The 22,495-nt window shown below is 47.2% G+C and carries 18 protein-coding genes and 4 tRNA genes; 21 read left to right on the top strand and 1 reads right to left on the bottom strand.

All coding sequences use genetic code 11. The features are described 5' to 3' along the window. Positions 1–9: 9 nt before the first annotated feature. From PBN151_RS10325 to PBN151_RS10245, 18 genes are all read left to right on the top strand, one after another. Positions 10–972 (top strand): RluA family pseudouridine synthase, encoded by a 963-nt coding sequence (locus PBN151_RS10325; protein ID WP_072728862.1) that lies wholly within the window; start codon positions 10–12, stop codon positions 970–972. 198 nt (positions 973–1,170) lie between these two features. Further along, complete coding sequence (locus tag PBN151_RS10320; RefSeq protein ID WP_072728861.1) at positions 1,171–2,424, top strand: LL-diaminopimelate aminotransferase; 1,254 nt, start codon at positions 1,171–1,173, stop codon at positions 2,422–2,424. A gap of 26 nt (positions 2,425–2,450) precedes the next feature. Then, positions 2,451–2,783 (top strand): hypothetical protein, encoded by a 333-nt coding sequence (locus PBN151_RS10315; RefSeq protein WP_028531264.1) that lies wholly within the window; start codon positions 2,451–2,453, stop codon positions 2,781–2,783. Beyond that, positions 2,780–3,322, top strand: a complete 543-nt coding sequence (gene pyrR / locus PBN151_RS10310) for a bifunctional pyr operon transcriptional regulator/uracil phosphoribosyltransferase PyrR (RefSeq protein WP_021256733.1) — start codon at positions 2,780–2,782, stop codon at positions 3,320–3,322. Before PBN151_RS10315 ends, pyrR begins: the two co-directional genes overlap by 4 nt. Positions 3,323–3,327: 5 nt before the next feature. Next, complete coding sequence (locus PBN151_RS10305; protein WP_072728860.1) at positions 3,328–4,236, top strand: aspartate carbamoyltransferase catalytic subunit; 909 nt, start codon at positions 3,328–3,330, stop codon at positions 4,234–4,236. A 110-nt stretch (positions 4,237–4,346) separates the two neighbouring features. Then, complete coding sequence (locus PBN151_RS10300) at positions 4,347–5,621, top strand: dihydroorotase (protein WP_072728859.1); 1,275 nt, start codon at positions 4,347–4,349, stop codon at positions 5,619–5,621. 81 nt (positions 5,622–5,702) lie between these two features. Further along, positions 5,703–6,833, top strand: a complete 1,131-nt coding sequence (carA, locus tag PBN151_RS10295) for a glutamine-hydrolyzing carbamoyl-phosphate synthase small subunit (RefSeq protein ID WP_072728858.1) — start codon at positions 5,703–5,705, stop codon at positions 6,831–6,833. 1 nt (position 6,834) lies between these two features. Then, positions 6,835–10,053 (top strand): carbamoyl-phosphate synthase large subunit, encoded by a 3,219-nt coding sequence (carB, locus tag PBN151_RS10290; RefSeq protein ID WP_072728857.1) that lies wholly within the window; start codon positions 6,835–6,837, stop codon positions 10,051–10,053. 134 nt (positions 10,054–10,187) lie between these two features. After that, positions 10,188–10,928: an orotidine-5'-phosphate decarboxylase gene (pyrF, locus tag PBN151_RS10285; RefSeq protein WP_072728856.1), complete on the top strand. Its 741-nt coding sequence runs from the start codon at positions 10,188–10,190 to the stop codon at positions 10,926–10,928. Next, entirely contained in the window at positions 10,928–11,566 is a 639-nt protein-coding gene (pyrE, locus tag PBN151_RS10280; protein ID WP_072728855.1) for an orotate phosphoribosyltransferase, read from the top strand. The genes pyrF and pyrE overlap by 1 nt, the downstream gene beginning before the upstream one ends. Positions 11,567–11,798: 232 nt before the next feature. After that, positions 11,799–12,671: an ABC transporter ATP-binding protein gene (locus tag PBN151_RS10275; RefSeq protein WP_021256726.1), complete on the top strand. Its 873-nt coding sequence runs from the start codon at positions 11,799–11,801 to the stop codon at positions 12,669–12,671. After that, positions 12,634–13,755, top strand: coding sequence for an efflux RND transporter periplasmic adaptor subunit (locus PBN151_RS10270; RefSeq protein WP_021256725.1), 1,122 nt, complete (start codon positions 12,634–12,636; stop codon positions 13,753–13,755). Before PBN151_RS10275 ends, PBN151_RS10270 begins: the two co-directional genes overlap by 38 nt. After that, positions 13,755–16,610 (top strand): FtsX-like permease family protein, encoded by a 2,856-nt coding sequence (locus PBN151_RS10265; protein ID WP_072728854.1) that lies wholly within the window; start codon positions 13,755–13,757, stop codon positions 16,608–16,610. Before PBN151_RS10270 ends, PBN151_RS10265 begins: the two co-directional genes overlap by 1 nt. A 3-nt stretch (positions 16,611–16,613) precedes the next feature. Next, on the top strand, positions 16,614–17,489 hold the full coding sequence (locus PBN151_RS10260) for an ABC transporter ATP-binding protein (protein ID WP_021256723.1): 876 nt from the start codon (positions 16,614–16,616) through the stop codon (positions 17,487–17,489). 4 nt (positions 17,490–17,493) lie between these two features. After that, positions 17,494–18,972: an ABC transporter substrate-binding protein gene (locus tag PBN151_RS10255; protein ID WP_072728853.1), complete on the top strand. Its 1,479-nt coding sequence runs from the start codon at positions 17,494–17,496 to the stop codon at positions 18,970–18,972. Positions 18,973–19,089: 117 nt separating this feature from the next. Then, entirely contained in the window at positions 19,090–19,254 is a 165-nt protein-coding gene (locus PBN151_RS31865; protein WP_175400557.1) for a hypothetical protein, read from the top strand. A 113-nt stretch (positions 19,255–19,367) separates the two neighbouring features. Then, positions 19,368–19,444 (top strand) — tRNA-Met (locus tag PBN151_RS10250). Positions 19,445–19,468: 24 nt separating this feature from the next. After that, positions 19,469–19,545: transfer RNA gene (locus tag PBN151_RS10245), tRNA-Ile, on the top strand. Between the two features lie 157 nt (positions 19,546–19,702). On the opposite strand, the gene PBN151_RS10240 is transcribed toward PBN151_RS10245, so the two are convergent. After that, entirely contained in the window at positions 19,703–20,581 is an 879-nt protein-coding gene (locus tag PBN151_RS10240) for a hypothetical protein (RefSeq protein ID WP_072728852.1), read from the bottom strand. Between the two features lie 298 nt (positions 20,582–20,879). On the opposite strand from PBN151_RS10240, the gene PBN151_RS10235 reads away from it, so the two are divergent. The 3 genes from PBN151_RS10235 (at position 20,880) to PBN151_RS10225 (ending at position 22,059) form a co-directional block, all read left to right on the top strand. Further along, a tRNA-Leu gene (locus PBN151_RS10235) sits at positions 20,880–20,968 on the top strand. 162 nt (positions 20,969–21,130) lie between these two features. Continuing rightward, positions 21,131–21,802 carry a uracil-DNA glycosylase gene (locus PBN151_RS10230; protein ID WP_370510414.1) on the top strand — a complete coding sequence of 224 codons (672 nt, stop codon included), beginning with the start codon at positions 21,131–21,133 and terminating at the stop codon, positions 21,800–21,802. A gap of 181 nt (positions 21,803–21,983) precedes the next feature. Then, positions 21,984–22,059, top strand: a tRNA-Val gene (locus PBN151_RS10225). Positions 22,060–22,495 lie beyond the last annotated feature (436 nt).

Here is a 22,495-nt window from a genome sequence, read left to right as displayed (position 1 = left end):
TTGTAAGTAATGACAGAAGAACATCGATTGCAAGAACAAGCAGGGGACGAAGGTCGAGAGCCATACATATGGACGGTCGAGTCGGCTAATGCCAAAGATCGGATCGACAAATTTATTACAGAGTCAATTGAAGAAGAGGTTTCTCGGTCACAAGTCCAACTATGGATACGTGATCAGCATGTGCTCGTGAATGGTAATCCAGTGAAGCCGAACTACAAAGTAGCAGCCGAAGATGTCATCACACTGACAATGCCTGAGCCGGAGTCTGCTGATATTGTAGCTGAGGATATTCCACTGGATGTATATTTTGAAGATAAGGACGTTATTGTAATTAATAAGCCGCGTGGAATGGTTGTCCATCCAGCACCAGGACATACCTCGGGGACGGTTGTTAATGCATTGATGTTCCATTGTCGTGATTTGTCTGGTATTAACGGCGAACTTCGGCCTGGAATTGTTCACCGCATTGATAAGGATACATCAGGCTTGTTGATGGCGGCCAAGCATGATCGCGCACATGTTCACCTAGCAGCACAGCTGAAAGAACATTCGGTTACACGGAAATATGTGGCGCTTGTGCACGGGAATGTGCCTCATGATCAAGGAACAATCGACGCCCCAATTGGGCGTGATACCCATGATCGGAAGATGTACACCGTAACCGAGAATAACAGCAAGCATGCAGTGACACATTTTAAAGTAATGGAGCGGTTCGGAGACGCGACCCTTGTTGAATTGCAATTGGAGACAGGTCGTACACATCAGATCCGTGTGCATATGAAATTCATTGGTCATCCTCTTGTCGGGGATCCAATGTACAGTCGAGGGACGCGCGGTCTGACTATGAATGGACAGGCATTACATGCCATGACGCTGGGATTCGCACATCCTGCAAGCGGGGAGACTGTGGAACTTCATGCTCCGCTTCCGGAAGACATGGAGAACTTGCTTCATTCCATTCGCAATAGATAGTTGCTGTGTAGTCGTAATTATGCAAATTAAACCATGATATTTAGTTGTAAAATAGTGTGTATTCTGATATTCGTGTGAAAAAAGTGCAAATTGTATTGGAGATCGTTCATTCCTTTCGTCGTCATTATCAAGCATAGTTAATACATTGGCATCATAACCGATGATATAAGACTGGTGCAGGAGAAGGGGCTGGATAAGATGACGACAGAATTTTATCAAAACACATATATTCAACATACATTTGCAGAGCGAATTGGTGGAGCCAATTACGGAAAAGACACGAATATCTACAAATTTGAAAAGATCAAACGAGCTAAGGCTGCTGCCAAATTACAGTTCCCTGATGTGGAATTGATCGATATGGGTGTCGGTGAACCGGATGAAATGGCTGACGCAGGTATCGTGGCTGCATTGGCAGAAGAAGCGTCCAAGCCCGAAAACCGCGGTTACGCTGATAATGGCATTGCAGAGTTTAAGCATGCTGCGGCAACCTACTTGAAAGAAGTATTTCAGGTCGAAGGAATTGATCCAGACACTGAGGTGCTTCATTCCATTGGTACGAAGCCAGCGCTTGCGATGCTGCCTTCCTGCTTCATCAATCCAGGGGACATTACGATTATGACGGTTCCTGGCTATCCGGTAATGGGTACGCACACGAAATATTTAGGAGGAGAAGTGTATAACATTCCGCTTACGGCTGACAATAACTTCTTGCCTGATTTGGATGCTATCCCTGAAGAGGTGTGCCAACGGGCCAAGCTGCTCTATTTGAACTATCCGAACAATCCAACTGGAGCAGTAGCGAGTGTTGAGTTCTTCGCCAAGGCCATTGCTTGGGCGAAGCAGCATAAGGTCATCATTGTACATGATGCCCCTTACGCAGCGTTGACCTATGACGGCAACAAGCCGCTAAGCTTCTTGAGCGTACCTGGGGCGAAGGACGTTGGGGTTGAGCTCCATTCCTTGTCCAAATCGTACAACATGACGGGATGGCGCATTGGCTTTATTGCCGGCAATCCGCTCATTGTGAAGGCATTCGGTGACGTCAAGGACAATAACGATTCCGGCCAGTTCATCGCGATCCAGAAGGCAGCTGCATACGGCCTGGCTCATCCAGAGATTACGGAAGCGATCGCTGACAAATACTCTCGCCGTCATGACCTGCTAGTTGCAGCACTTAATGAAGCGGGCTTCCGCGCCGTTAAGCCGCAAGGTTCCTTCTTCCTCTATGTTGAAGCGCCAAAGGCGGTACAGGGCGGGCCAGAATTCAGAACGGCTGAGGACTTCTCCCAATATTTGATTCGAGAGAAGTTAATCTCGACAGTGCCTTGGGATGATGCAGGACGCTTTATTCGGTTTTCGGTTACGTTCCAAGCCCGGGGCGAGGCCGAAGAGAAGCGTGTAATGAGTGAGCTCAAGCGCAGACTTACCGACGTTGAATATATTTTCTAAAATTTATATGAGTAGTATTACTTGACATGGATCGTGAGAAGTGGGATAATCCAGTTAATCAAATAAGACCTTTAAATCAGTCCCGTGAGACTGGCAAGGTAACGCTCGTTTACGAGAAAGAACACGTGAAGAGCGGAAGGAAGAAGCATGTCCGTCAGATGCCGAGAGCTATGATGGATCGCGAAGAGCTTCTACTTCTGCGCTGTAGCTTCATGCAGCTTCTTTCCGCGCATATCGTGAATGCACAACTCCTTGCCTACGGGCAAGGAGTTTTTTTGTATCTGCGCACACTATCGATAAACAGCCCAGTCCTTACTCGTGTAAGGGTGGGAAAACGGAAGGAGACAAAATCCAAATGAGCACGACCGAATTCAACATCATTATGGATGAAGCAGCGATTCGACGAGCACTAACACGGATCGCACACGAAATTCTCGAACGAAATAAAGGCATTGAAAACTGTGTACTTGTCGGAATCCGGACAAGAGGGATCTTCTTCGCAAGGCGCATTGCCGAACGAATCCAACTGATTGAGAATGTGAACATTCAAGTCGGAGAGTTGGATATCACGAGATATCGCGATGACAAGAAGCGGGAAGAGCGGGAGGCGGCAGACATTAGTGAGCCATTCCCAATACAGGATAAGAAAATTATCTTGTGCGACGATGTGCTCTATACAGGGCGGACGATTCGTGCAGCAATGGATGCACTAATGGATCAGGGCCGACCGCAAATGATTCAGCTGGCGGTACTGGCAGATAGAGGGCATCGGGAATTGCCGATTCGACCTGATTATGTCGGTAAAAACGTACCGACTTCACGCACCGAAGAGATTGAAGTTGCCTTGAAGGAATTAGACGGCATCGATGAAGTGAAAATCGTACACCACAGGGGGTAGCAGTAATGACAATACAGTTGGAACGTACGGTAAAAGACCGCAGCTTACTGGGCTTAAAGTCACTAAGCAGATTCGAAATCGAATCCATTTTGAATCGAGCCGCACATTGGGATGGGCAGGATGTTAAAGTACAAGATGCATTAAAAAATAAATTTGTAGCCAACATGTTTTTCGAGAACAGCACGCGCACCCGCTGTTCGTTCGAAGTAGCCGAGAAGCGTCTGGGTGCAGAGGTTATCAACTTCTCTGCATCCTCCTCGAGTGTAGAGAAGGGCGAATCAATCTACGATACGGTTCGAACACTCGAATCTATGGGCATGGATGCAGGGGTTATCCGCTTGAAGCCGATTGGGCTCTTGGAACAAATTGCGGAACGCGTCAAGATGCCGCTGATCAACGCAGGCGACGGGAATAATGAGCATCCTACACAGGCACTCCTAGACCTGTACACAATGCGCAAGCATTTTGGACAGCTAGATGGACTGAATGTCACGATAGTCGGAGATATTGAGCACAGCCGAGTGGCACGCTCTAATTTATACGCGCTTCGCAAGTTCGGAGCGAACGTAAGCTTCTGTGCACCGGACAATATGCGTGCTCATGATTTGGATGCACCGTTTGTGACGATGGATGAGGCGCTGCAGTCAGATGTGGTCATGATGCTTCGCGTACAACTTGAGCGTCATGAATCAGAAGTGATGCACTCGACAGCGGCGTACCGGTCAGAGTACGGCATGACGATTGAACGCGTCGCATTGATGAAGAAACATGCGATTGTTATGCATCCAGCTCCTGTCAATCGCAATGTAGAAATCGATGACGAGGTCGTTGAAGCAGAACAGTCGCGAATCTTCGAGCAAATGGCAAACGGGGTTCCCGTACGGATGGCAGTACTGGAGCGAGCACTCTCATAGGAATCACATCTTATATAGAAGAAATCGATAGATTGAAATTGAATGAAATTGAAAAATACCAACCAAACGGACGAAAACTTCACAATGGCACCGTAAGGAGAGAGAAACCGATGATCGTATTAACAAATGCAAAGATATTAAATACCGAAGGCGAATTGGTTGACGCTAACATTTGGATGGAAGAAGGCGTCATCCGTCGGATTACGAATCGCGAAGAAGCTGCTCCAGCGGGAGCAGAAGTTCATGACATCGAAGGAAAATTCGTATCGGCAGGCTTCATCGACATGCACGTTCATTTGAGAGAGCCTGGCTTTGAACATAAAGAAACGATTGCAACAGGTACTCACTCCGCGGCAAAGGGTGGATTTACAACAATCGCATGTATGCCAAATACACGTCCAGTCACAGACACATCAGAAACGGTACAACTTATACTCGATAAGGCTAAGCAAGAAGGCTATGTGAAGGTCTTGCCTTATGGCTCGATTACGAAGAGTGAGCTGGGAAGAGAGCTTACAGACTTTGTAGCCTTGAAAAATGCAGGTGTTGTCGGCTTCACAGACGATGGGGTTGGCGTACAGAATGCCCAAATGATGAAGGATGCGATGAACTGGGCCAAGGAACTGGGCATGCCGGTTATCGCACACTGCGAAGATGATTCGCTAGTTAAAGGTGCGGCAGTAACAGATGGAGAGTTCGCCCGCAAGCATGGATTGAAGGGGATTCCGAATGAATCGGAAGCGATTCATGTAGGCCGGGATGTGCTGCTGGCAGAAGCGACAGGCGTACATTATCATGTGTGCCACGTTAGCACAGAACAGTCCGTTCGGCTTATCCGTCAAGCGAAGCAGTTCGGTGTGAAGGTGACTGCAGAGATATGTCCACATCACCTGCTTCTCTCAGATGAAGATATCCCGGGATTGGATGCAAACTGGAAGATGAATCCACCGCTTCGCTCGCCTCGCGATGTAGAAGCCTGCATTGAGGCGCTGGTAGATGGCACAATCGACATTGTCGTAACAGACCATGCACCACATAGTGAAGAAGAGAAAGCCAAAGGGATGGAGCTTGCACCGTTCGGTATTGTCGGATTGGAAACTGCATTCCCTCTCCTTTATACGAAATTTGTAGCGACAGGCAAATGGCCGCTATCTCTGCTCGTCAATCGCATGACAAGCGACCCGGCAAGAACGTTCGGCTTGAATACAGGACGTCTTGAAGAAGGAGCGCCGGCTGATATTACGGTTATTGACTTGGAGACCGAGCATAAGGTGAATCCGGACGAATTCTTGACTAAGGGACGGAATACGCCGTTCACAGATTGGAGCTTGAAGGGATGGCCAGTGAAGACATTCGTAGACGGCCGTCTTGTATGGAGCAAGTAACAAGATTGATAGATAGTCCATTATAGATAGATAAGAATAGCAACGTGAAGTGCATAAGATAGAGAGCGAGGAGTGACGGACATGCAAGCAAGATTGTTGTTGGAAGATGGTACCCTCTTTACAGGAACGGGGTTCGGTGCAGACGGTGAGTCTGTAGGTGAGGTTGTATTTAATACAGGGATTACAGGATATCAAGAGGTATTATCCGACCCATCTTATTGCGGACAAATTGTAACGATGACGTACCCGCTGATTGGCAACTACGGCATTACGCGCGATGACTTCGAATCCATTCGTCCCTACGTAAACGGGTTCGTCGTGCGCAGACATGAAGAAGTTCCTAGCAACTGGCGCGCTGAGTATTCGGTAGACCGTCTTCTGAAAGAATACGGCATCGTAGGCATCAGCGGCATCGATACGCGCATGCTGACTCGCAAGCTTCGTCACTTTGGTACGATGAAGGGATTGCTGACAACGGGTAACCAATCAATAGAAGAATTGAAGGAAATGCTAGGTGTTGCGGAATTGATGCGGGATCAAGTAGCACGCACTTCAACGAAGCAGATGTTCTCCAGCCCTGGTGACAAAGAACGCATCGTACTTGTCGACTTCGGCGCGAAGAGCGGTATCGTGCGCGAGCTGACAAAGCGCGGCTGTGATGTAGTCGTCGTTCCTCATGACACAACAGCAGACGAAATTCGGCGCTTGCGCCCTGATGGAATTCAATTGTCCAACGGCCCTGGGGATCCGAAGGATGTGCCGCATGCTGTGAAGATGCTGCAAGAGCTTCTTGGAGAGTACCCAATCTTCGGTATCTGCTTGGGACACCAATTGTTCGCACTCGCTTGCGGAGCTGACACTGGGAAATTGAAGTTCGGCCATCGCGGTGGAAACCATCCGGTTAAAGAGCTCGCAACGAATCGCTGCTATATTACTTCTCAGAACCATGGATATACAGTTCTGGAGGATTCGGTACAAGGTACGGAATTGAAAGTAACTCATATCAACAATAACGATAAAACAATTGAAGGACTTGCACATGCGAAGTACCCAGCCTTCTCGGTACAATATCACCCAGAAGCGGCTCCTGGTCCGCATGACAGCAGCTACTTGTTCGACCAATTCATTGATATGATTCGAGAGCATAAACGCAATCAACCTAAGACTCCGCGCCAAGCGGAGCTCGTAGCACAGCTGAAAGGGGAACTATAAAATGCCGAAAAATAACAACCTCAAGAAAATCCTTGTTATCGGATCAGGCCCGATCGTAATCGGTCAGGCAGCCGAGTTCGACTATGCAGGAACACAAGCATGTGAAGCACTGAAAGAAGAAGGCATGGAAGTCGTTCTCATCAACAGCAACCCAGCTACGATTATGACAGATACAAATATGGCCGATAAGGTGTATATCGAGCCGATTACTCTGGAGTTTGTAACACAGATTATCCGCCAAGAGCGCCCAGATGGATTGCTTCCGACACTGGGTGGCCAGACTGGCTTGAATATGGCTATGGAACTTGCTCGTGCAGGTGTGCTTGAGCAAGAGAACGTGAAGCTTCTCGGGACGCAGCTAGATTCCATTGAGCGCGCAGAAGACCGTGACTTGTTCCGCGACCTGATGCGTGAACTGGAGCAGCCGGTACCGGAAAGTGTTATTGTCAACTCGGTACAGGAAGCAGTTGACTTCGCAAATACGATTGGGTACCCAATCATCGTCCGTCCTGCTTATACGCTTGGGGGTACAGGCGGCGGTATTTGTGCGAACGAAGAAGAGTTGCGCGATACGGTTGCATCAGGTATCCGCTACAGTCCAATCGGACAGTGCTTGATTGAGAAGAGCATCGCGGGCATGAAGGAAGTCGAGTACGAAGTTATGCGTGACGCGAACGACAACTGTATCGTAGTCTGCAACATGGAGAACTTCGACCCGGTAGGTGTCCATACAGGCGACAGTATTGTCGTAGCACCGAGCCAAACGCTGTCGGATCGCGAGTATCAAATGCTGCGCTCCGCATCGCTTAAAATTATCCGCGCGCTCAACATCGAGGGTGGGTGTAACGTTCAGTTCGCGCTGGATCCACACAGCTATCAATACTATGTCATCGAGGTTAACCCTCGTGTCAGCCGCTCTTCTGCACTCGCTTCGAAAGCAACAGGCTATCCGATTGCGAAGATGGCAGCGAAAATCGCGGTCGGCTACACACTTGACGAAATCGTGAATCCAGTTACGGGGCAAACATACGCATGCTTCGAGCCTACACTCGATTACATCGTATCGAAGATTCCACGCTGGCCGTTCGATAAATTCACACAAGCGAACCGTAAGCTCGGTACGCAAATGAAAGCAACTGGCGAAGTCATGGCTATCGGACGTACATTCGAAGAGTCCATGCACAAGGCAATCCGCTCCCTGGAAATCGGCGTACATCGCTTGATGTTGAAAGGTACGGAAGAGCTGGACAAAGAAACACTGGAATATCGTCTGCAAACACCAGATGATGAGCGCATGTTCTTGCTGGCAGAAGCATTCCGCCGCGGATACACACTGCAGCAGTTGCAGGATCTCACGAAAATCGACTGGTGGTTCCTCGACAAGCTGGAAGGCATGGTCAAGTTTGAGGATCGCATTCGTGAAGAAGAAACACTGACTGAGCAAACGCTCTACGAAGCGAAGCGCATGGGCTTCACAGACCGCGCGATTGCTGAACTGCGCAGTGAAGGCCAGCCTGGCGGCACTTACACGAAGGAAGCCGAGGTTCGTGACTATCGGGTACAACAAGGCTTGAAGCCTGTCTATAAAATGGTCGATACATGTGCGGCAGAGTTCGAAGCGACAACACCGTACTACTACTCGACCTATGAAGTAGAAAATGAAGTTATTGAATCCAATAAAGAAAAAATCTTAGTACTTGGCTCTGGTCCAATTCGCATCGGTCAAGGTATCGAATTCGACTACTCGACTGTACATGCGGTATGGGCGATTCAAGATGCAGGGTATGAAGCAGTAATCATCAACAACAATCCTGAGACCGTATCAACGGACTTCAACACATCAGACCGCTTGTACTTCGAGCCGCTCTTCTTCGAAGACGTAATGAATGTTATTGAGCAGGAGAAGCCGGTAGGGGTTATCGTCCAATTCGGTGGACAAACGGCTATCAACCTTGCAGCACCGCTGGCAGCCGCTGGTGTGCGGATTCTCGGTTCGAGCTTGGAGAGCATCGATGAAGCGGAAGACCGGAAGAAATTCGAAGCTTTGCTGTCGCGCCTTCATATTGCACAGCCGCAAGGCAGCACGGTAACATCTGTTGACGAGGCAGTAGGTACGGCACAATCACTCGGCTACCCGGTACTTGTTCGTCCATCCTACGTTCTGGGCGGACGCGCAATGGAAATCGTGTACTCTGACCAAGAACTGTTGACCTACATGGAGCAAGCAGTGAAAATCAACCCTGAGCATCCGGTTCTCATCGACCGCTACATGCTTGGCAAAGAGGTTGAAGTCGATGCCATCTGTGATGGCGAGACGGTGCTCATCCCTGGTATCATGGAGCATGTTGAGCGCGCAGGGGTACACTCCGGTGACTCGATTGCGGTATATCCACCACAGCACTTGTCCGAAGAGCTGAAGCAGCAAATCGTGGATGTTACGATTCGCATCGCAAAGGAACTGAAGACGGTCGGCTTGATTAACATCCAGTTCGTCATCTACCATGACCAAGTATATGTGATTGAAGTGAATCCACGCTCCTCGCGTACGGTTCCATTCTTAAGTAAAGTGACGAACATTCCAATGGCGAATGTGGCAACGAAGCTTATCTTGGGTACGAAGCTGAGTGACCTTGGCTATCAAGAGGGCTTGTGGCCAGAAGATGACCATGTATCGGTTAAAGTTCCTGTGTTCTCGTTCGCGAAGCTGCGCCGCGTTGAACCGACACTCGGTCCTGAGATGAAATCAACAGGTGAAGTTATGGGACGCGACAAGCAATATGCGAAGGCATTGTACAAAGGCCTTATCGGTTCCGGTATGAAGATTCCTTCAACTGGCGCCATCATCTGTACAGTAGCAGATAAGGATAAGGAAGAAGCAGTTGAATTGATGCGCGGTTTCGTGGGCCTTGGCTACAAGATCATTGCGACTGGTGGAACAGCGGTTGCGCTTGAAAATGCAGGTCTGAGCGTGACAAATGTCAAGAAACTGACAGAAGGCTCGCCTAACATTCTGGATCTCATCCGCGGAGGAGAGGCGCACTTCGTTGTCAACACCTTGACGAAGGGCAAAACGCCAGAACGCGATGGCTTCCGCATTCGCCGCGAAGCAGTAGAGAACGGCGTAGTCTGCATGACATCGCTGGATACTGTACACGCGCTGCTGGGCATGCTGGAGCAAATCAACTTCTCATCCCGCGCAATGCCGGTTGTTCAGAAGTAATCACAGAAGTAATAGACGAGTATCGTCTCACAATAGAAGCAGAATCGAGGAGGCCGCAAGGCCTCCTCGGAGTATGAATAGGCTATGGACGAAGCTTGGGGTAAGGTACGAGAAAAATACGAAGAGGTGTCACGATGAACAAACGATGGAGCGAGGCAGAAGCGGCGGGCAGAATTATGGTCGCACTGGATTATCCGAATGCAGACGCAGCGAGAGAGCTGCTGCAGCAGCTGCAAGGAATCCCTTGTTATATGAAGGTAGGCATGCAGTTGTTCTATGCGGCGGGCCCAGCGTTTGTTCGCGAGCTGAAGGATAAAGGCTACAAAGTTTTTCTTGATGTAAAGATGCATGATATCCCGAACACAGTTAAGGGTGGAGCGAACAGCATCACGAAGCTAGGCGTTGATATGTTCAATGTCCATGCCGGCGGCGGTGCAGCGATGATGGCTTCTGCTATGGAGGGTGTTGAAGCGGCACTGGCTGAAAATGCGGAATTGAAGCGACCCGTCGTGATTGCAGTCACGCAATTAACGAGCACGAATGAAACGGTCATGAATGAGGAACTCGGAATTCCTGGCAAGATAGCTGACACTGTCGTACGTTATGCGAAGCTGACGAAGCTAGCAGGGCTTGATGGAGTTGTGGCATCGCCTCAGGAAGTAACTGCAATTAAGGCTGCTTGCGGAGAAGAATTCCAGACGATTACGCCTGGGATTCGTCCAGCAGGCAGTGCAAAGGGTGACCAATCCCGTGTCATGACTCCAGCACAAGCATTTGAGCAAGGAACAGATTATATTGTGGTCGGCCGCCCGATAACTGCTGCACCGAATCCACGCAACGCGATTCTATCTATTATGAAGGAGCTGTTGAACTAATGACTACAACGAACCTGGAACGCACAATTGCACAGCATCTATTAAATATCCAAGCGGTAGCGCTTCGTCCAAATGAACCATTTACGTGGACGTCAGGCATGAAATCTCCAATCTACTGCGACAATCGCTTGACGATGTCCTACCCAGAGATTCGAGATGCAATTGCAGAAGGATTTGCTTCCTTGGTGAAACAATACGCTCCTGATGCAGAAGTTATCGCAGGCACAGCTACAGCAGGCATTCCGCATGCTGCTTGGGTAGCGGACAAGCTTGGCTTGCCAATGGCTTATATTCGCGACAAGGCAAAAGGCCACGGAAAGCAAAATCAAATTGAGGGAATCATTCGTCCTGGACAGAAGGTTGTTGTCATAGAGGATTTGATTTCTACAGGTGGAAGCTCCTTGAAAGCCGCACTTGCCGTCAAGGAAGCAGGAGCTGAGCCATTGGCAGTACTGGCGATCTTCAGCTACCAATTGGAAAAAGCAACTTCTGCATTCGAGGAAGCAGGGATTCCACTTCGCACGCTGTCGAACTATACAGCACTGACGCAGACGGCACTGGATCATGGTGTTATTCAAGCCGAAGATATGGATGTGCTCCAAGCATGGCGTCATGATCCAACGACATGGGGCAACTAAGAAGAAAAGAAGGCGAATTTGAATTTGATTTTGAATTCTATTTCTATAGATAGCATTTCTTGAAGACCTTTCCTGCATCATGAGGAAGGGTCTCTTTTTTGATAGAGTCATGAACTGACAAAAGACTACCAAAAAATAATCAGAATATTTGTCATTTTTACAGAAAAACGGTTAAGATCATTGTAACTTTTCACGCAAAACTTTCGTTTATACTTGAGGAGAGTTTGACGTCATGTCCGAGAAAGGGGCAGATATAAGGATGAAATGGCTTCGCAAACGGAAGCAGGCTGACGAGGTCGAGGCTAACGAGGCAACCCCAAATCTCGCAGTGCATAATCAGGACGAGACAGTTGCGAATAATGAGGCGAAATACATAGACGACAAAAAAACATCTTCAGAATGGCCTGAACGTGCGGTTCCTGTCGCTACAGATGAACCTATCCTCGAAGTTCGCGGTGTGGAACGAACCTTCCAAGTGGGCAGTGAGAAGCTTCATGTCCTGAAAGGCATCAATATGCAGGTTAACCCAGGTCAGTTGGTAATGCTGAAAGGTCGTTCCGGTTCAGGGAAAACGACTCTTCTTAACATGCTCGGCGGCCTGGATCTGCCTACAAAAGGCGAGATTTATTTTCGAGGAGAGGAGCTCTCATCTTGGAGCGATAACAAGCGCACCTTTACAAGACGCAATGATATCGGATTCATATTTCAGGCGTTTGCTTTGATGCCGTTGTTATCTGCATATGAGAATGTCGAGCTGTCGCTGCGTATGGCGAACATTCCGCGTCATTTATGGAAGGAACGCGTACAGCATTGTTTGGAATTGGTTGGTCTCGGAAAGCGAATGAAGCACCGTCCGTTCGAAATGTCCGGCGGTGAGCAGCAGCGTGTTGCGATTGCGAAGTCGATCGCGCATAAGCCTCTGTTGCTGCTTGCAGATGAACCTACAGCAGAACTTGATTCACAGATGGGTGCACAGGTCATGGGAGTATTCCGGCAAATTATACGTTCTGAGAAGATCGCAATCTGTATGACAACCCACGATCCTACAATTTTGGAGGTAGCTGATCATGTTTATGAAATGGTCGACGGAAAATTCATCTCATAAGGCAGTAGATAAAAGGAAGAAATGGCGCCGCTCCGCGCTGATATTGATGTGCGGGGTCATGATGCTTACCTCTGCATGTTCCTTGCTTCCAGATGAGGAACAAGAAGAGACGCTGCCGACAATTACGCCGCCAGCAATCTCGAAGAAGCCCGAATATGATGTTATGAAGGGCGAATGGATATCTGATGTGAAGGCAACAGGGAAGGTAATGTCGGAGCAGGAAGAGACGTTCTTCTTCACGCTTGATAATAAGCCTGTCAAGGATGTAAAGGTCAAGAACGGCGACAACGTAAAGGCAGGTCAGGTATTGGCAGTACTTGATGTTGAAGAAATGCAAAGGGACCTGCGTTCGAAGCGGAGAGAGCTTCGCAAGTTGGAAGTGAAGATGAAAGAAACGCTCCGCCAGAAGGATGAGATGGATCCAATTCTATTCGAAGATGAGCAAATCGCATACGAAGAGGCTCTCGAAAAGATTGCGGAAGTAGAAAACGATATCGCAAAAGGATTGGTTACTGCTCCATTCGCTGGAACGGTCGTTAACGTCGCTGCGAAGAAAGGGAATATGACGAAGAAGTATGACCCTGTCGCGACAATCGCCAATACATCCCGATTGGTTGTTACGGTGGATGTACCGAAGGATGATTTGAAGAAAATTGCCCCTGGAATGGATGTTGAACTAAGCATTAATTCGACAGGCAAAATTTTAAAAGGAAAGGTTAAGGCGCTTCCTGCTCCTACATCAGACAAGGACAACGGAGGGAACAACAACAACAACAATCCGGGCGGGGGCAATATGCCTGAACAGGATCGGATTGATAAATATGTAACGGTGACATTGAATGATAAGCTGCCTTCTACAGTAACGCGTGGATCCATGCTTGGTGCGACCATTATTACGAAGAAACGGAGCAATGTTGTCTATATCCCGCCATCCGCACTTCGCACGCTTGGTGCTAGAACCTATGTTCAAGTCGTTGATGACAATGGCAAACGTGAGGTTGACGTGGAAATCGGTGAACAGGATGCAACGAGATTGGAAATCAAAAAAGGACTTGAGCCTGGACAGAAAGTAGTGGGTCGCTAATGGGCATTCCTTTGTTGCGGTTTCTATTCCGGAAAATGTGGAATACCCGCTGGCTTACGTTCAGCACACTTCTAGGGCTCATTGTGGCTGTATCCTTTACAGTCAGCATTCCGATGTATGCTGATGGCGCCTTGAAGCGGGTTGTCTCGAAGACATTGGAGGACAATAGTGCAGCAATGCCAGCCGGCTCGTTGTCAATCAAGTACCAGGCGACAGGTGGAACCAAGACGGATCCGAAAGAATTAAAGGAAGTTGATCGTTACATACGTGAGGATGTGAAGGCGCAGGTTGGGTTTCCAGCTCAAATCTTTGTCAATGCGCGTTCGCTCCGAGGAACAGAAGTTTACCCTGTAGATCCGAGCAAGGTTGATGCCAGCCGGGTTCGAACGATGACGCTTGGCTCTTTATCCGATTTGAACGACCGAGTAGAGTGGACACTGGGTAAGGAATATGAAGATGGCGAGCAGAATGGGACATTGCAGGTTGTCATGATGGAGGAAGCCATGTACCGCAATGATCTCCATATTGGTGACGAGCTTGAATACCCAGTAACCGGCACGGATACCGTGCTGAAGGTGAAGTTGGTAGGTACTTTTAAGCCGAAAGAAGATACGAGTGCTTATTGGTTCCAGGGCTTAGAAGGAATGATGAATTCCTTGTACGTCTCACCGGCAACGTTCGATCATTTGATGGAACAGAAAAAGCTGCCGATCTCTGTATCCAGTTGGTATTATGCGTTTGATCTGCGCGAGGTAAAGACAAGTCAGTTGTCCTCACTTAGCTCTATGCTAGAACGCTTGAATATTGATTTGTACCAGAAGCTGAAGGGAACGCAAGTGGAGATTTCCTTCGCGAAGGTATTGAATGAATTCCGCAGTCAGAGCGTACAGTTGCAAATGATGCTGTTCACGCTTGCTGCACCGATGATTGCAATGGTGTTCTATTATATTGCGATGAATGCAAGTCAATCGCTAGAGAAGCAGCAAAGTGATATTGCTGTGCTGCGAAGCCGTGGAGCAAGTACGCGGCAGATTATATGGCTTTATCTATTGGAAGGAATCATTCTCGGCTTGTTGGCTCTGGCATTGGCCCCTATATTCGGCTGGTTTATGGCGAAGTCAATAGGCTCGGCGAACGGCTTCCTGGAGTTCGTAAATCGGAAGTCTATTCCGGTAGGATTTACGACAGATGCTGTTTTATTTGGCGTGGCTGCAGTTGTCATTGCCTTGTTCGCAAGCATTATACCAGCAGTAGTCTTCGCTCGTTCATCTATCGTGAACTTGAAGCAGAAGATGGCACGATCAGACCGCAAGCCTGTATGGCAGCGCTGGTTCCTTGATGTCCTGCTGCTGGGCTTGGCGGGTTATGGCTATTACCTGCTTAATGAGAGACAGTTGTTGACATTCCAATCAGGAGTGAGCTCTGATCAGCTGCAAGTACAGCCATTTCTATTTTTTGTGCCGGCACTCGCGATTTTTGCGTGCGGACTGTTCTTTTTACGATTGTTCCCGCTTATTCTTAAAATCGTGCAGTGGATTGGCGGAAAGCTGCTGCCAGTTCCGCTATATTTGACGCTTACGCAGTTGTCCCGTTCTGCCAAGACGTATTATCCGCTTATGATTCTGCTTATTCTTACACTTGGTCTTGGCGTATACAATGCGTCGGCAGCTCGCACGATTGACATTAACTCGACAGAACGCACCTTGTACAAATATGGTACGGACGTCATTGTCCAAACGGTATGGGAATCTGAACAAGAGATTATTAGAGATAAGGATAAAGGCAAAGGAAACAATGGAGGCGGCAATCCAGGGCAAGGTGGTGGTGGCAACCAACCACCGAAGGCGGGCAAGACGATTTATACGGAGCCGCCGTTTGAGCTCTTCAAAAAGATGCCGGGTGTTGAAGGAGCCGCACGAGTGCTGAAGACGAAGGGGAATGTAATCATTTCCGGACGTTCAATCGGTCAAGGTGAGATTATGGGAATCGACAATGTCGACTTCTCGAAGGTTGCCTGGTTCCGTCAGGACTTGTTCCCAAACCATCCGTTCCGCTATTTGGATGCACTAGGGAAGTATACGGAATCCGCTGTGATTATCCCGAGCAATGTCGCGAAGCAGTATCAATTGAAGGAAGGCGACATCATCTCCATCGGATTTGGGGAGCAGTTGGTTGAATTCGTAATTGTTGGGGTACTCCCATATTGGCCGAGTATGTATCCAGACGAGAAACCGTTCTTTATTGCGAACTTAGATTATATTTATGATCAAGTACCAATCACACCGTATGAAGTATGGTTGAAAATGAAGGACAAAGCACCGCTAGGCCCTGTCATTACAGAACTGCAAAAGAAAGGGATAGAAATATTCAGCGTGACGGATGTACGAAGCGAGCTTGCAACACAGAGCAAGCATCCTACCCGGGGCGGCGTATTTGGCATTCTGAGTATGGGCTTCTTAATATCCGTCATTATCTCCTTGATTGGATATTTGTTGTTCTGGTTCTTTAACTTGACAAGACGTGTGCTTCAGTTCGGGATTTTGCGTGCAATGGGGTTGTCGCGCAGACAACTAACCGGTATGCTGCTGCTGGAACAGCTATTTACAGCAGGGCTTTCTATCCTGCTTGGCATTTTGCTTGGGAAGGTGGCGAGCCGCTTGTTCCTGCCATTCCTACAGACGGCAGAAAGCTCCAAGATGCAGGTGCCACCATTCCGGATTGTATTTGAATCACGAGATACGATCCAGCTGTACATCGTCGTTGGCGTGATGATCTTTACTGGGGCGACCTTGTTGTTCATGCATATTCGTCGTCTACGTGTCCATCAAGCCGTGAAGATGGGAGAGGAGCGTTAATCGGTGATACATTGTGAAGGGTTAGTTAAAATTTTCAAAACAGATGATATTGAAGTTGTTGCCCTGCAAGGGCTGAACCTGTCTGTTAAGCAAGGCGAGCTGATGGCGATTATCGGCAACAGCGGCAGTGGGAAATCGACACTTCTGAACATACTCGGCGGGTTGGATCGGCCATCCGCCGGCTCCGTTCAGGTAGGGAAGTGGGATCTGCTTAAAATTTCGGATAAAGAGCTTGTTGAATACAAGCGGGATACTGTCGGATTTATCTGGCAGAACAATGCGCGCAACTTGCTTCCTTATTTGACGGCGTTAGAGAATGTTGAAGTGCCGATGATGCTGGCCGGCAAGATGGATCGCAAATATGCAAAGGAACTGCTTGAATGGGTTGGGCTAAGTCATCGCATGCACAATAAGCTGCAACAGCTATCAGGCGGTGAGCAGCAGCGGGTGGCCATTGCGATTTCACTAGCGAATCGCCCACAAATGCTGCTTGCCGACGAACCTACTGGATCTGTGGATACGCAGACATCAGATATGATCATGAATATTTTCCGCCGTATGAGTAGGGAATTAGGGGTAACAGTGGTCATCGTAACCCATGATTTGTCGCTTGCAGGGAAGGTGGATCGTGTCGTTGCCATACGTGACGGCTTAACTAGCACAGAATTCATCAAGCGTAATCCGAATTTGGATGCTGGTGGAGGTGAGGAAGGATTCGGGCTTCAGGATCATCATGAAGCCTACGTGGTAGTTGATCGAGTCGGTCGATTGCAAGTGCCAAAGGAGTATTTGGAAGCTCTCGATATTCAAGACAAGGCATCTATGGAATTAGACGGAGACAAAATTATTATCCGCACACCTAAGGAATTGGAGGAGTAACCAGATGAAAAAAAACTGGGTACGTAAATTATTGACGGTTACACTGGTATTGACGATGATTATCCCAATGCTGGCTGCTTGTACGAACAAAGATGAGGTTGTTCCAGGACAAGAGCGAGTATTGCGTATTGGCATGCAGTATGGAGGATACGACGACACCTATTTCCGTCAGCAATGGACGGATACATTTGAAATTACACATAAAGGAATCCGTATTGAGCTTGTTCCAGCACTTGATGGTGCAGATATGCGTTATGACAATTCAGGGGATCCGAAGAAACAGCCGGATCGCTATGAAGCGATGAAAAAACTGCTGAATTCCGCGAATCCAGTTGACATCATCGTCACGGATTCGTTCCAGTTCCGCAAGCTCGTGGAAGATGGAATGTTGAAGCAGCTTGATCCGCTTGTACAGAAGGACAGTATTGATTTGTCCGACTTTGTCCCAACGGTTATTGATGGGATAAAAGCAATGGGAGACAACAGCTTGTATGGTCTTGCGCCTACATTCTCCTCGAATGCACTGTTCTTCAACAAGAAGCTCTTCAGTGATGCAGGCATTGCGCCGCCGACTGATAATATGACATGGGATCAAGTATTTACGCTCGCGGCTAACCTATCGAAAGGTGACGGAGCAGATCGCAAATATGGTTTCAGCTTCAATCGTTATAATGGCTCCGATGTGTTTAGCGATATGATGAATTTATATATTCCGCCATTAAATCTTCGTATGTTCGATGAAAAAGGCGAGAAGATGACGGTAAACACGCCGCAATGGGAAAAAGTATGGACAACGGTAAGTGATCTGGCGATCAAGAAAATCGTCCCACCTGCCAACAGTACTGAAATGCCTGTTCAAACGCCGGAAAATGAAAATCCGTTCGGACATGATAACTTCCTGTCCGGGAAGGTTGCTATGGCGATCGGAGACTATAATTACATTAATACGGAATTGTCAGATGCCATGAAGAATGCTGACAAAATCAAAGGCTTTACGAAGTTTGATTGGGATGTTGTAACCATTCCGTCACATCCAGAATCTCCTGGAGTATCTGGCGGTTCTCAGTTGTATAATATTTTTGCAATCAATCAAAAAGCAGCTAACCCAGACGATGCTTGGGAATTCATGAAGTTTATTAATAGTGAAGATTGGGCTAAGCTTCGTTCCCGCAGCAGTTGGGAAATGGTATCTCGTCAAAAGTACATTAAGCCTAAGGATGGCACTAACATTAACGTAAGTGCGTTCTACAAAACAAAGCCGGTTCCTCCTACAAAGACAGATATGGAGAAGTTCATGATGGACGGAAGCTACTGGCAGATCAATCAGCTTGGTACGGAGTTGATGCAGCAAGTGATCGAGAAGAAGAAATCCGTTGCGGATGCCTTGAAGGAATGGGAAACAAAAGGGAACCAAATTTTAATTCAAGCGAAAAAGAATCCGAACGGTAATGATACTCCTCCAGGAAACGTATACAAGGGCTAATCATCGTAATGCAGGAAGAATCGGTGGCTCCAAGTGAACTTGCCGGTTCTTTTTTGCACTATTGGGGAATAGTAGGGGGGAAGGGGAGGATGCTGATGACAAGAAAAGGGTGATAAAGTGCATTGGGTCTATTGGGGCAAGTTGTACGATTCCAGATTTCAAGCTCGTTGTTTGCAGCAGCGGCTTGAGCATGATGCTTGGATTTATGGATATGAGGCAATGAAGGAGATTGAAGTATATCGATCACGTAGAGGAAAATACGGGGTGCGATTTCTTCCTTAGCCCATTATGTACAATAAATTCAAACTATTTTAATTTTTCTCTTGACTGAACATATGCAACTATTGTATAGTAATACTTGTCGCTGCTGAAGAAGTTCAGCTGTTGAATCATATCGCGGGGTGGAGCAGTCTGGTAGCTCGTCGGGCTCATAACCCGAAGGTCGTAGGTTCAAATCCTGCCCCCGCAACCAAACCTCATGAAATTGCAATGGTGAGGGCCCTTAGCTCAGTTGGTTAGAGCGGTCGGCTCATAACCGATTGGTCGGGGGTTCGAGTCCCTCAGGGCCCACCAATTCTAATTTCATAGATACATAGTTTTGTAAAGTGCATCTTTCATCATCAGTTCTAGCAGTTTGCTAGATTTGCATGAGATAGGTGTTTTTTTATTATTGAGGATCTATGGAAGCCCACTTTGCATGTTTTGCGGAGGGCTTCCTTTTTTTGTGTCGCTATTTTCTTTTTTGCAACGCATCGTAGGCATCGAGGACATTTTGGAGTGCAGCCTTTTCTTTTTTTGTTATCGTACGGTCATCATAATAAGTATCGCCTTCATGGCGAATGATGGTTTTCTTTGATTTAATAATGGCGCGAATCATTGAGATATCTGATTCAGATGGAGCGACATCGGCCCATTCCCAGATTCGGGTATTATTATCTCGGATGATCTCATCACTATTAGGGAAGATGGAATAGGTCTTATCATCGACTTTCAATGTGTACTTCTCGATGAACAGCCAATTTTCAGCTTCGTATTGAATACGCAGCCGCAGCCAAGATATATTTGCTTCTTTCCCTATATATAAGAAGAAACTGTTCTCATTCGCATAGTGAGGTGAAGTTTTGTCATAATACCAGGTAATACTTTTGACTTCATCTACACTTTTTCTCATCTTAGATAGTGCTTGCGCCAAGCGCTTTTCTTCCGCCGCTTGTTTACGTTTTTTCTCCAACTGCTCGGCCTCGATCTTCTTACGCTCTTTTTCTTCAATTTGCGAAATCAATGTTTTGGCGATGCCTGCTTCCTTGCTTCCGGGATGTTTCTTCATTAAAGCATTTAGTTTGTCCTTTGCGTTGCCTAATGCCCCTTTAGTAAGACTATCTCTCGCTCCGGCAAGCATGCGGTCAGCTCCATTTTTGATATCATCGATTTCTTTCTTTAACTCGTTAATTGTACCTTTCAATTGTGTATTTTCTTGTTGCAGGTTTCTTACTTTAGCGGTCAGGTTCTCGTTCGCAGATACCATATCGTCATATGAGGATTGCGAGATGTTAGAACAGCCTGAAAGGAGTAAAAAAGAAACACATAGTAGGGTAGTTATTCGCTTCACTGCCCGGATCCTCCTAGATGGTAGTAGTTCTATTGTACGACAAAAGCCCAATATTCCAATGAAAATAATGGTAACAAAGTTGGTGTGAAGATAATTCAATAGGAGGAAAAAGACCAGATGATGAATGTTCAATTGCGAACATTCACATTGATAAATTTAGTGTTGACATCATATGAAGGCGTATGATATATTATATCTTGTCGGTTGCGATGTACAGTGTTTTGAAGCGAAAGTGGATGAGCAGCCTGTAGTGCGCAATGATGCAGCATATTGAACCACATGACGATGTGGCAAATATGCCGGGGTGGCGGAATTGGCAGACGCACAGGACTTAAAATCCTGCGGTAGGTGACTACCGTACCGGTTCGATCCCGGTCCTCGGCACCACGTATTGATGATGAGAACTCCTTTCCTGTTCAAGCCTTGAACAAGTGAGGAGTTTTTTGCTTTATACTCTTTTTTAATATGAAATGTGAAATGATTTGAGGATTACATAATAATCGTAATAGACTGATAGATACCAACATGGAAGGGGAATGTACAGTGGGAATGCATGTACAGAATGATTGGGCGGAATTGCTTCATGAGGAAGTTAGACAGCCATATTTCAAGCAGCTGTGGGGCTGGCTTCGAGAAGAATACGAGTGTGCAGTCATTTATCCGCCATATGAACTTATATTTTCTGCGTTGAATGCGACGTCCTATGCGGATACGAAGATTGTCATCGTTGGGCAAGATCCTTATCATGGGCCAGGACAAGCTCATGGATTAAGCTTTTCCGTTCAACCGGGTGTTAAGCTGCCGCCTTCACTTCAGAACATGTTCAAAGAGGGCGCAGCAGATGTTGGTCTGAAGATGCCGAACAACGGAAGCTTGCTGCACTGGGCCAAGCAAGGCGTCCTTATGCTTAACACAGTACTGACCGTCGAACAAGGACAAGCAGCATCACATCGGGGGAAGGGCTGGGAGAAGTTCACCGATCGTATCATTCAATTGTTGAATGAAAGAGATCGCCCAATCATATTTGTTCTATGGGGAAGCCATGCACAAGCGAAGGTGAGCATGATTGATTTGTCAAAGCATTATATTGTACAAGCGCCGCATCCAAGTCCATTGTCTGCACATCGTGGGTTCTTTGGGAGCAAGCCGTACTCGAAAATTAATAATAAGCTGCGCGAATGGGGCGAGCAGGAGATCGACTGGCAAGTCCCTAATATCTAAATAAGGAATAGGCGTCATCGTGAACTGCTTTCATGGAATAGTAAGTTGTTATATGCTTGTAAGAAGGTGTGAGCGATAACTGTGAAAGTGGTTCATGTGGCTGCCGATCATTTTGGAAAAGTTAGCTCTAGTAATTGACATGGTAATATATTGATGTTATATTAAATTTGTTAATAAACATGATCTGTTAGCTCAGCTGGGAGAGCACCATCTTGACAGGGTGGGGGTCAGTGGTTCGAGCCCACTACAGATCACCATACTTTTAACATCAAAAGCCTTGATTATCAAGGCTTTTTCTATTTCTATTCCTTTGAACAGTGCAAACCTGCAGCAGAATCTTCTTTGCTCAATGAAAGTGATGCGACAGATGATACAAAACCACTATATTTGTCAACATCATGCATTAAGAAAAATAAGATCAATGATATAGTTTAATATAACTCATTCTCTGCCTATTTTCATTGATTTCTCTGAGGTGATCAAGTCCGTCATGCCTTGTTTGTAGGGGAAGCGAGTGTGTATGCCTCGAAATATATATTATTACAAGATCAAGCATCTCTCATTCGTATCTAACGGGTGATGGATGCTTTTTTATTTTGTTCGTAATTGCAAGAACTAAACTTGCAACTGCTTTCATATAGTGAAGGTATAACGAATGTTTCGCTATTGAATGGGGACAAGCGGAGGAGGTTG

Source organism: Paenibacillus sp. NAIST15-1, from assembly GCF_001894745.1.
GTDB classification, from domain to species: Bacteria; Bacillota; Bacilli; order Paenibacillales; family Paenibacillaceae; genus Paenibacillus_B; species Paenibacillus_B suaedae.
Note: the sequence above shows the minus strand (reverse complement) of the source record. Positions and strands in the feature narration are given on the sequence as shown.

Bases quoted from the DNA above. Each gene is read 5' to 3' on its own strand.
- PBN151_RS10300 (WP_072728859.1), top strand. From the start codon at position 4,347: ATGATCGTATTAACAAATGCAAAGATATTAAATACCGAAGGCGAATTG.
- PBN151_RS10325 (WP_072728862.1), top strand. From the start codon at position 10: ATGACAGAAGAACATCGATTGCAAGAACAAGCAGGGGACGAAGGTCGA.
- pyrE (WP_072728855.1), top strand. From the start codon at position 10,928: ATGACTACAACGAACCTGGAACGCACAATTGCACAGCATCTATTAAAT.
- PBN151_RS10315 (WP_028531264.1), top strand. From the start codon at position 2,451: ATGGATCGTGAGAAGTGGGATAATCCAGTTAATCAAATAAGACCTTTA.
- carB (WP_072728857.1), top strand. From the start codon at position 6,835: ATGCCGAAAAATAACAACCTCAAGAAAATCCTTGTTATCGGATCAGGC.
- PBN151_RS10265 (WP_072728854.1), top strand. From the start codon at position 13,755: ATGGGCATTCCTTTGTTGCGGTTTCTATTCCGGAAAATGTGGAATACC.
- PBN151_RS10255 (WP_072728853.1), top strand. From the start codon at position 17,494: ATGAAAAAAAACTGGGTACGTAAATTATTGACGGTTACACTGGTATTG.
- pyrR (WP_021256733.1), top strand. From the start codon at position 2,780: ATGAGCACGACCGAATTCAACATCATTATGGATGAAGCAGCGATTCGA.
- PBN151_RS10305 (WP_072728860.1), top strand. From the start codon at position 3,328: ATGACAATACAGTTGGAACGTACGGTAAAAGACCGCAGCTTACTGGGC.
- PBN151_RS10230 (WP_370510414.1), top strand. From the start codon at position 21,131: ATGCATGTACAGAATGATTGGGCGGAATTGCTTCATGAGGAAGTTAGA.
- carA (WP_072728858.1), top strand. From the start codon at position 5,703: ATGCAAGCAAGATTGTTGTTGGAAGATGGTACCCTCTTTACAGGAACG.
- PBN151_RS10320 (WP_072728861.1), top strand. From the start codon at position 1,171: ATGACGACAGAATTTTATCAAAACACATATATTCAACATACATTTGCA.
- PBN151_RS10270 (WP_021256725.1), top strand. From the start codon at position 12,634: ATGTTTATGAAATGGTCGACGGAAAATTCATCTCATAAGGCAGTAGAT.
- PBN151_RS10275 (WP_021256726.1), top strand. From the start codon at position 11,799: ATGTCCGAGAAAGGGGCAGATATAAGGATGAAATGGCTTCGCAAACGG.
- pyrF (WP_072728856.1), top strand. From the start codon at position 10,188: ATGAACAAACGATGGAGCGAGGCAGAAGCGGCGGGCAGAATTATGGTC.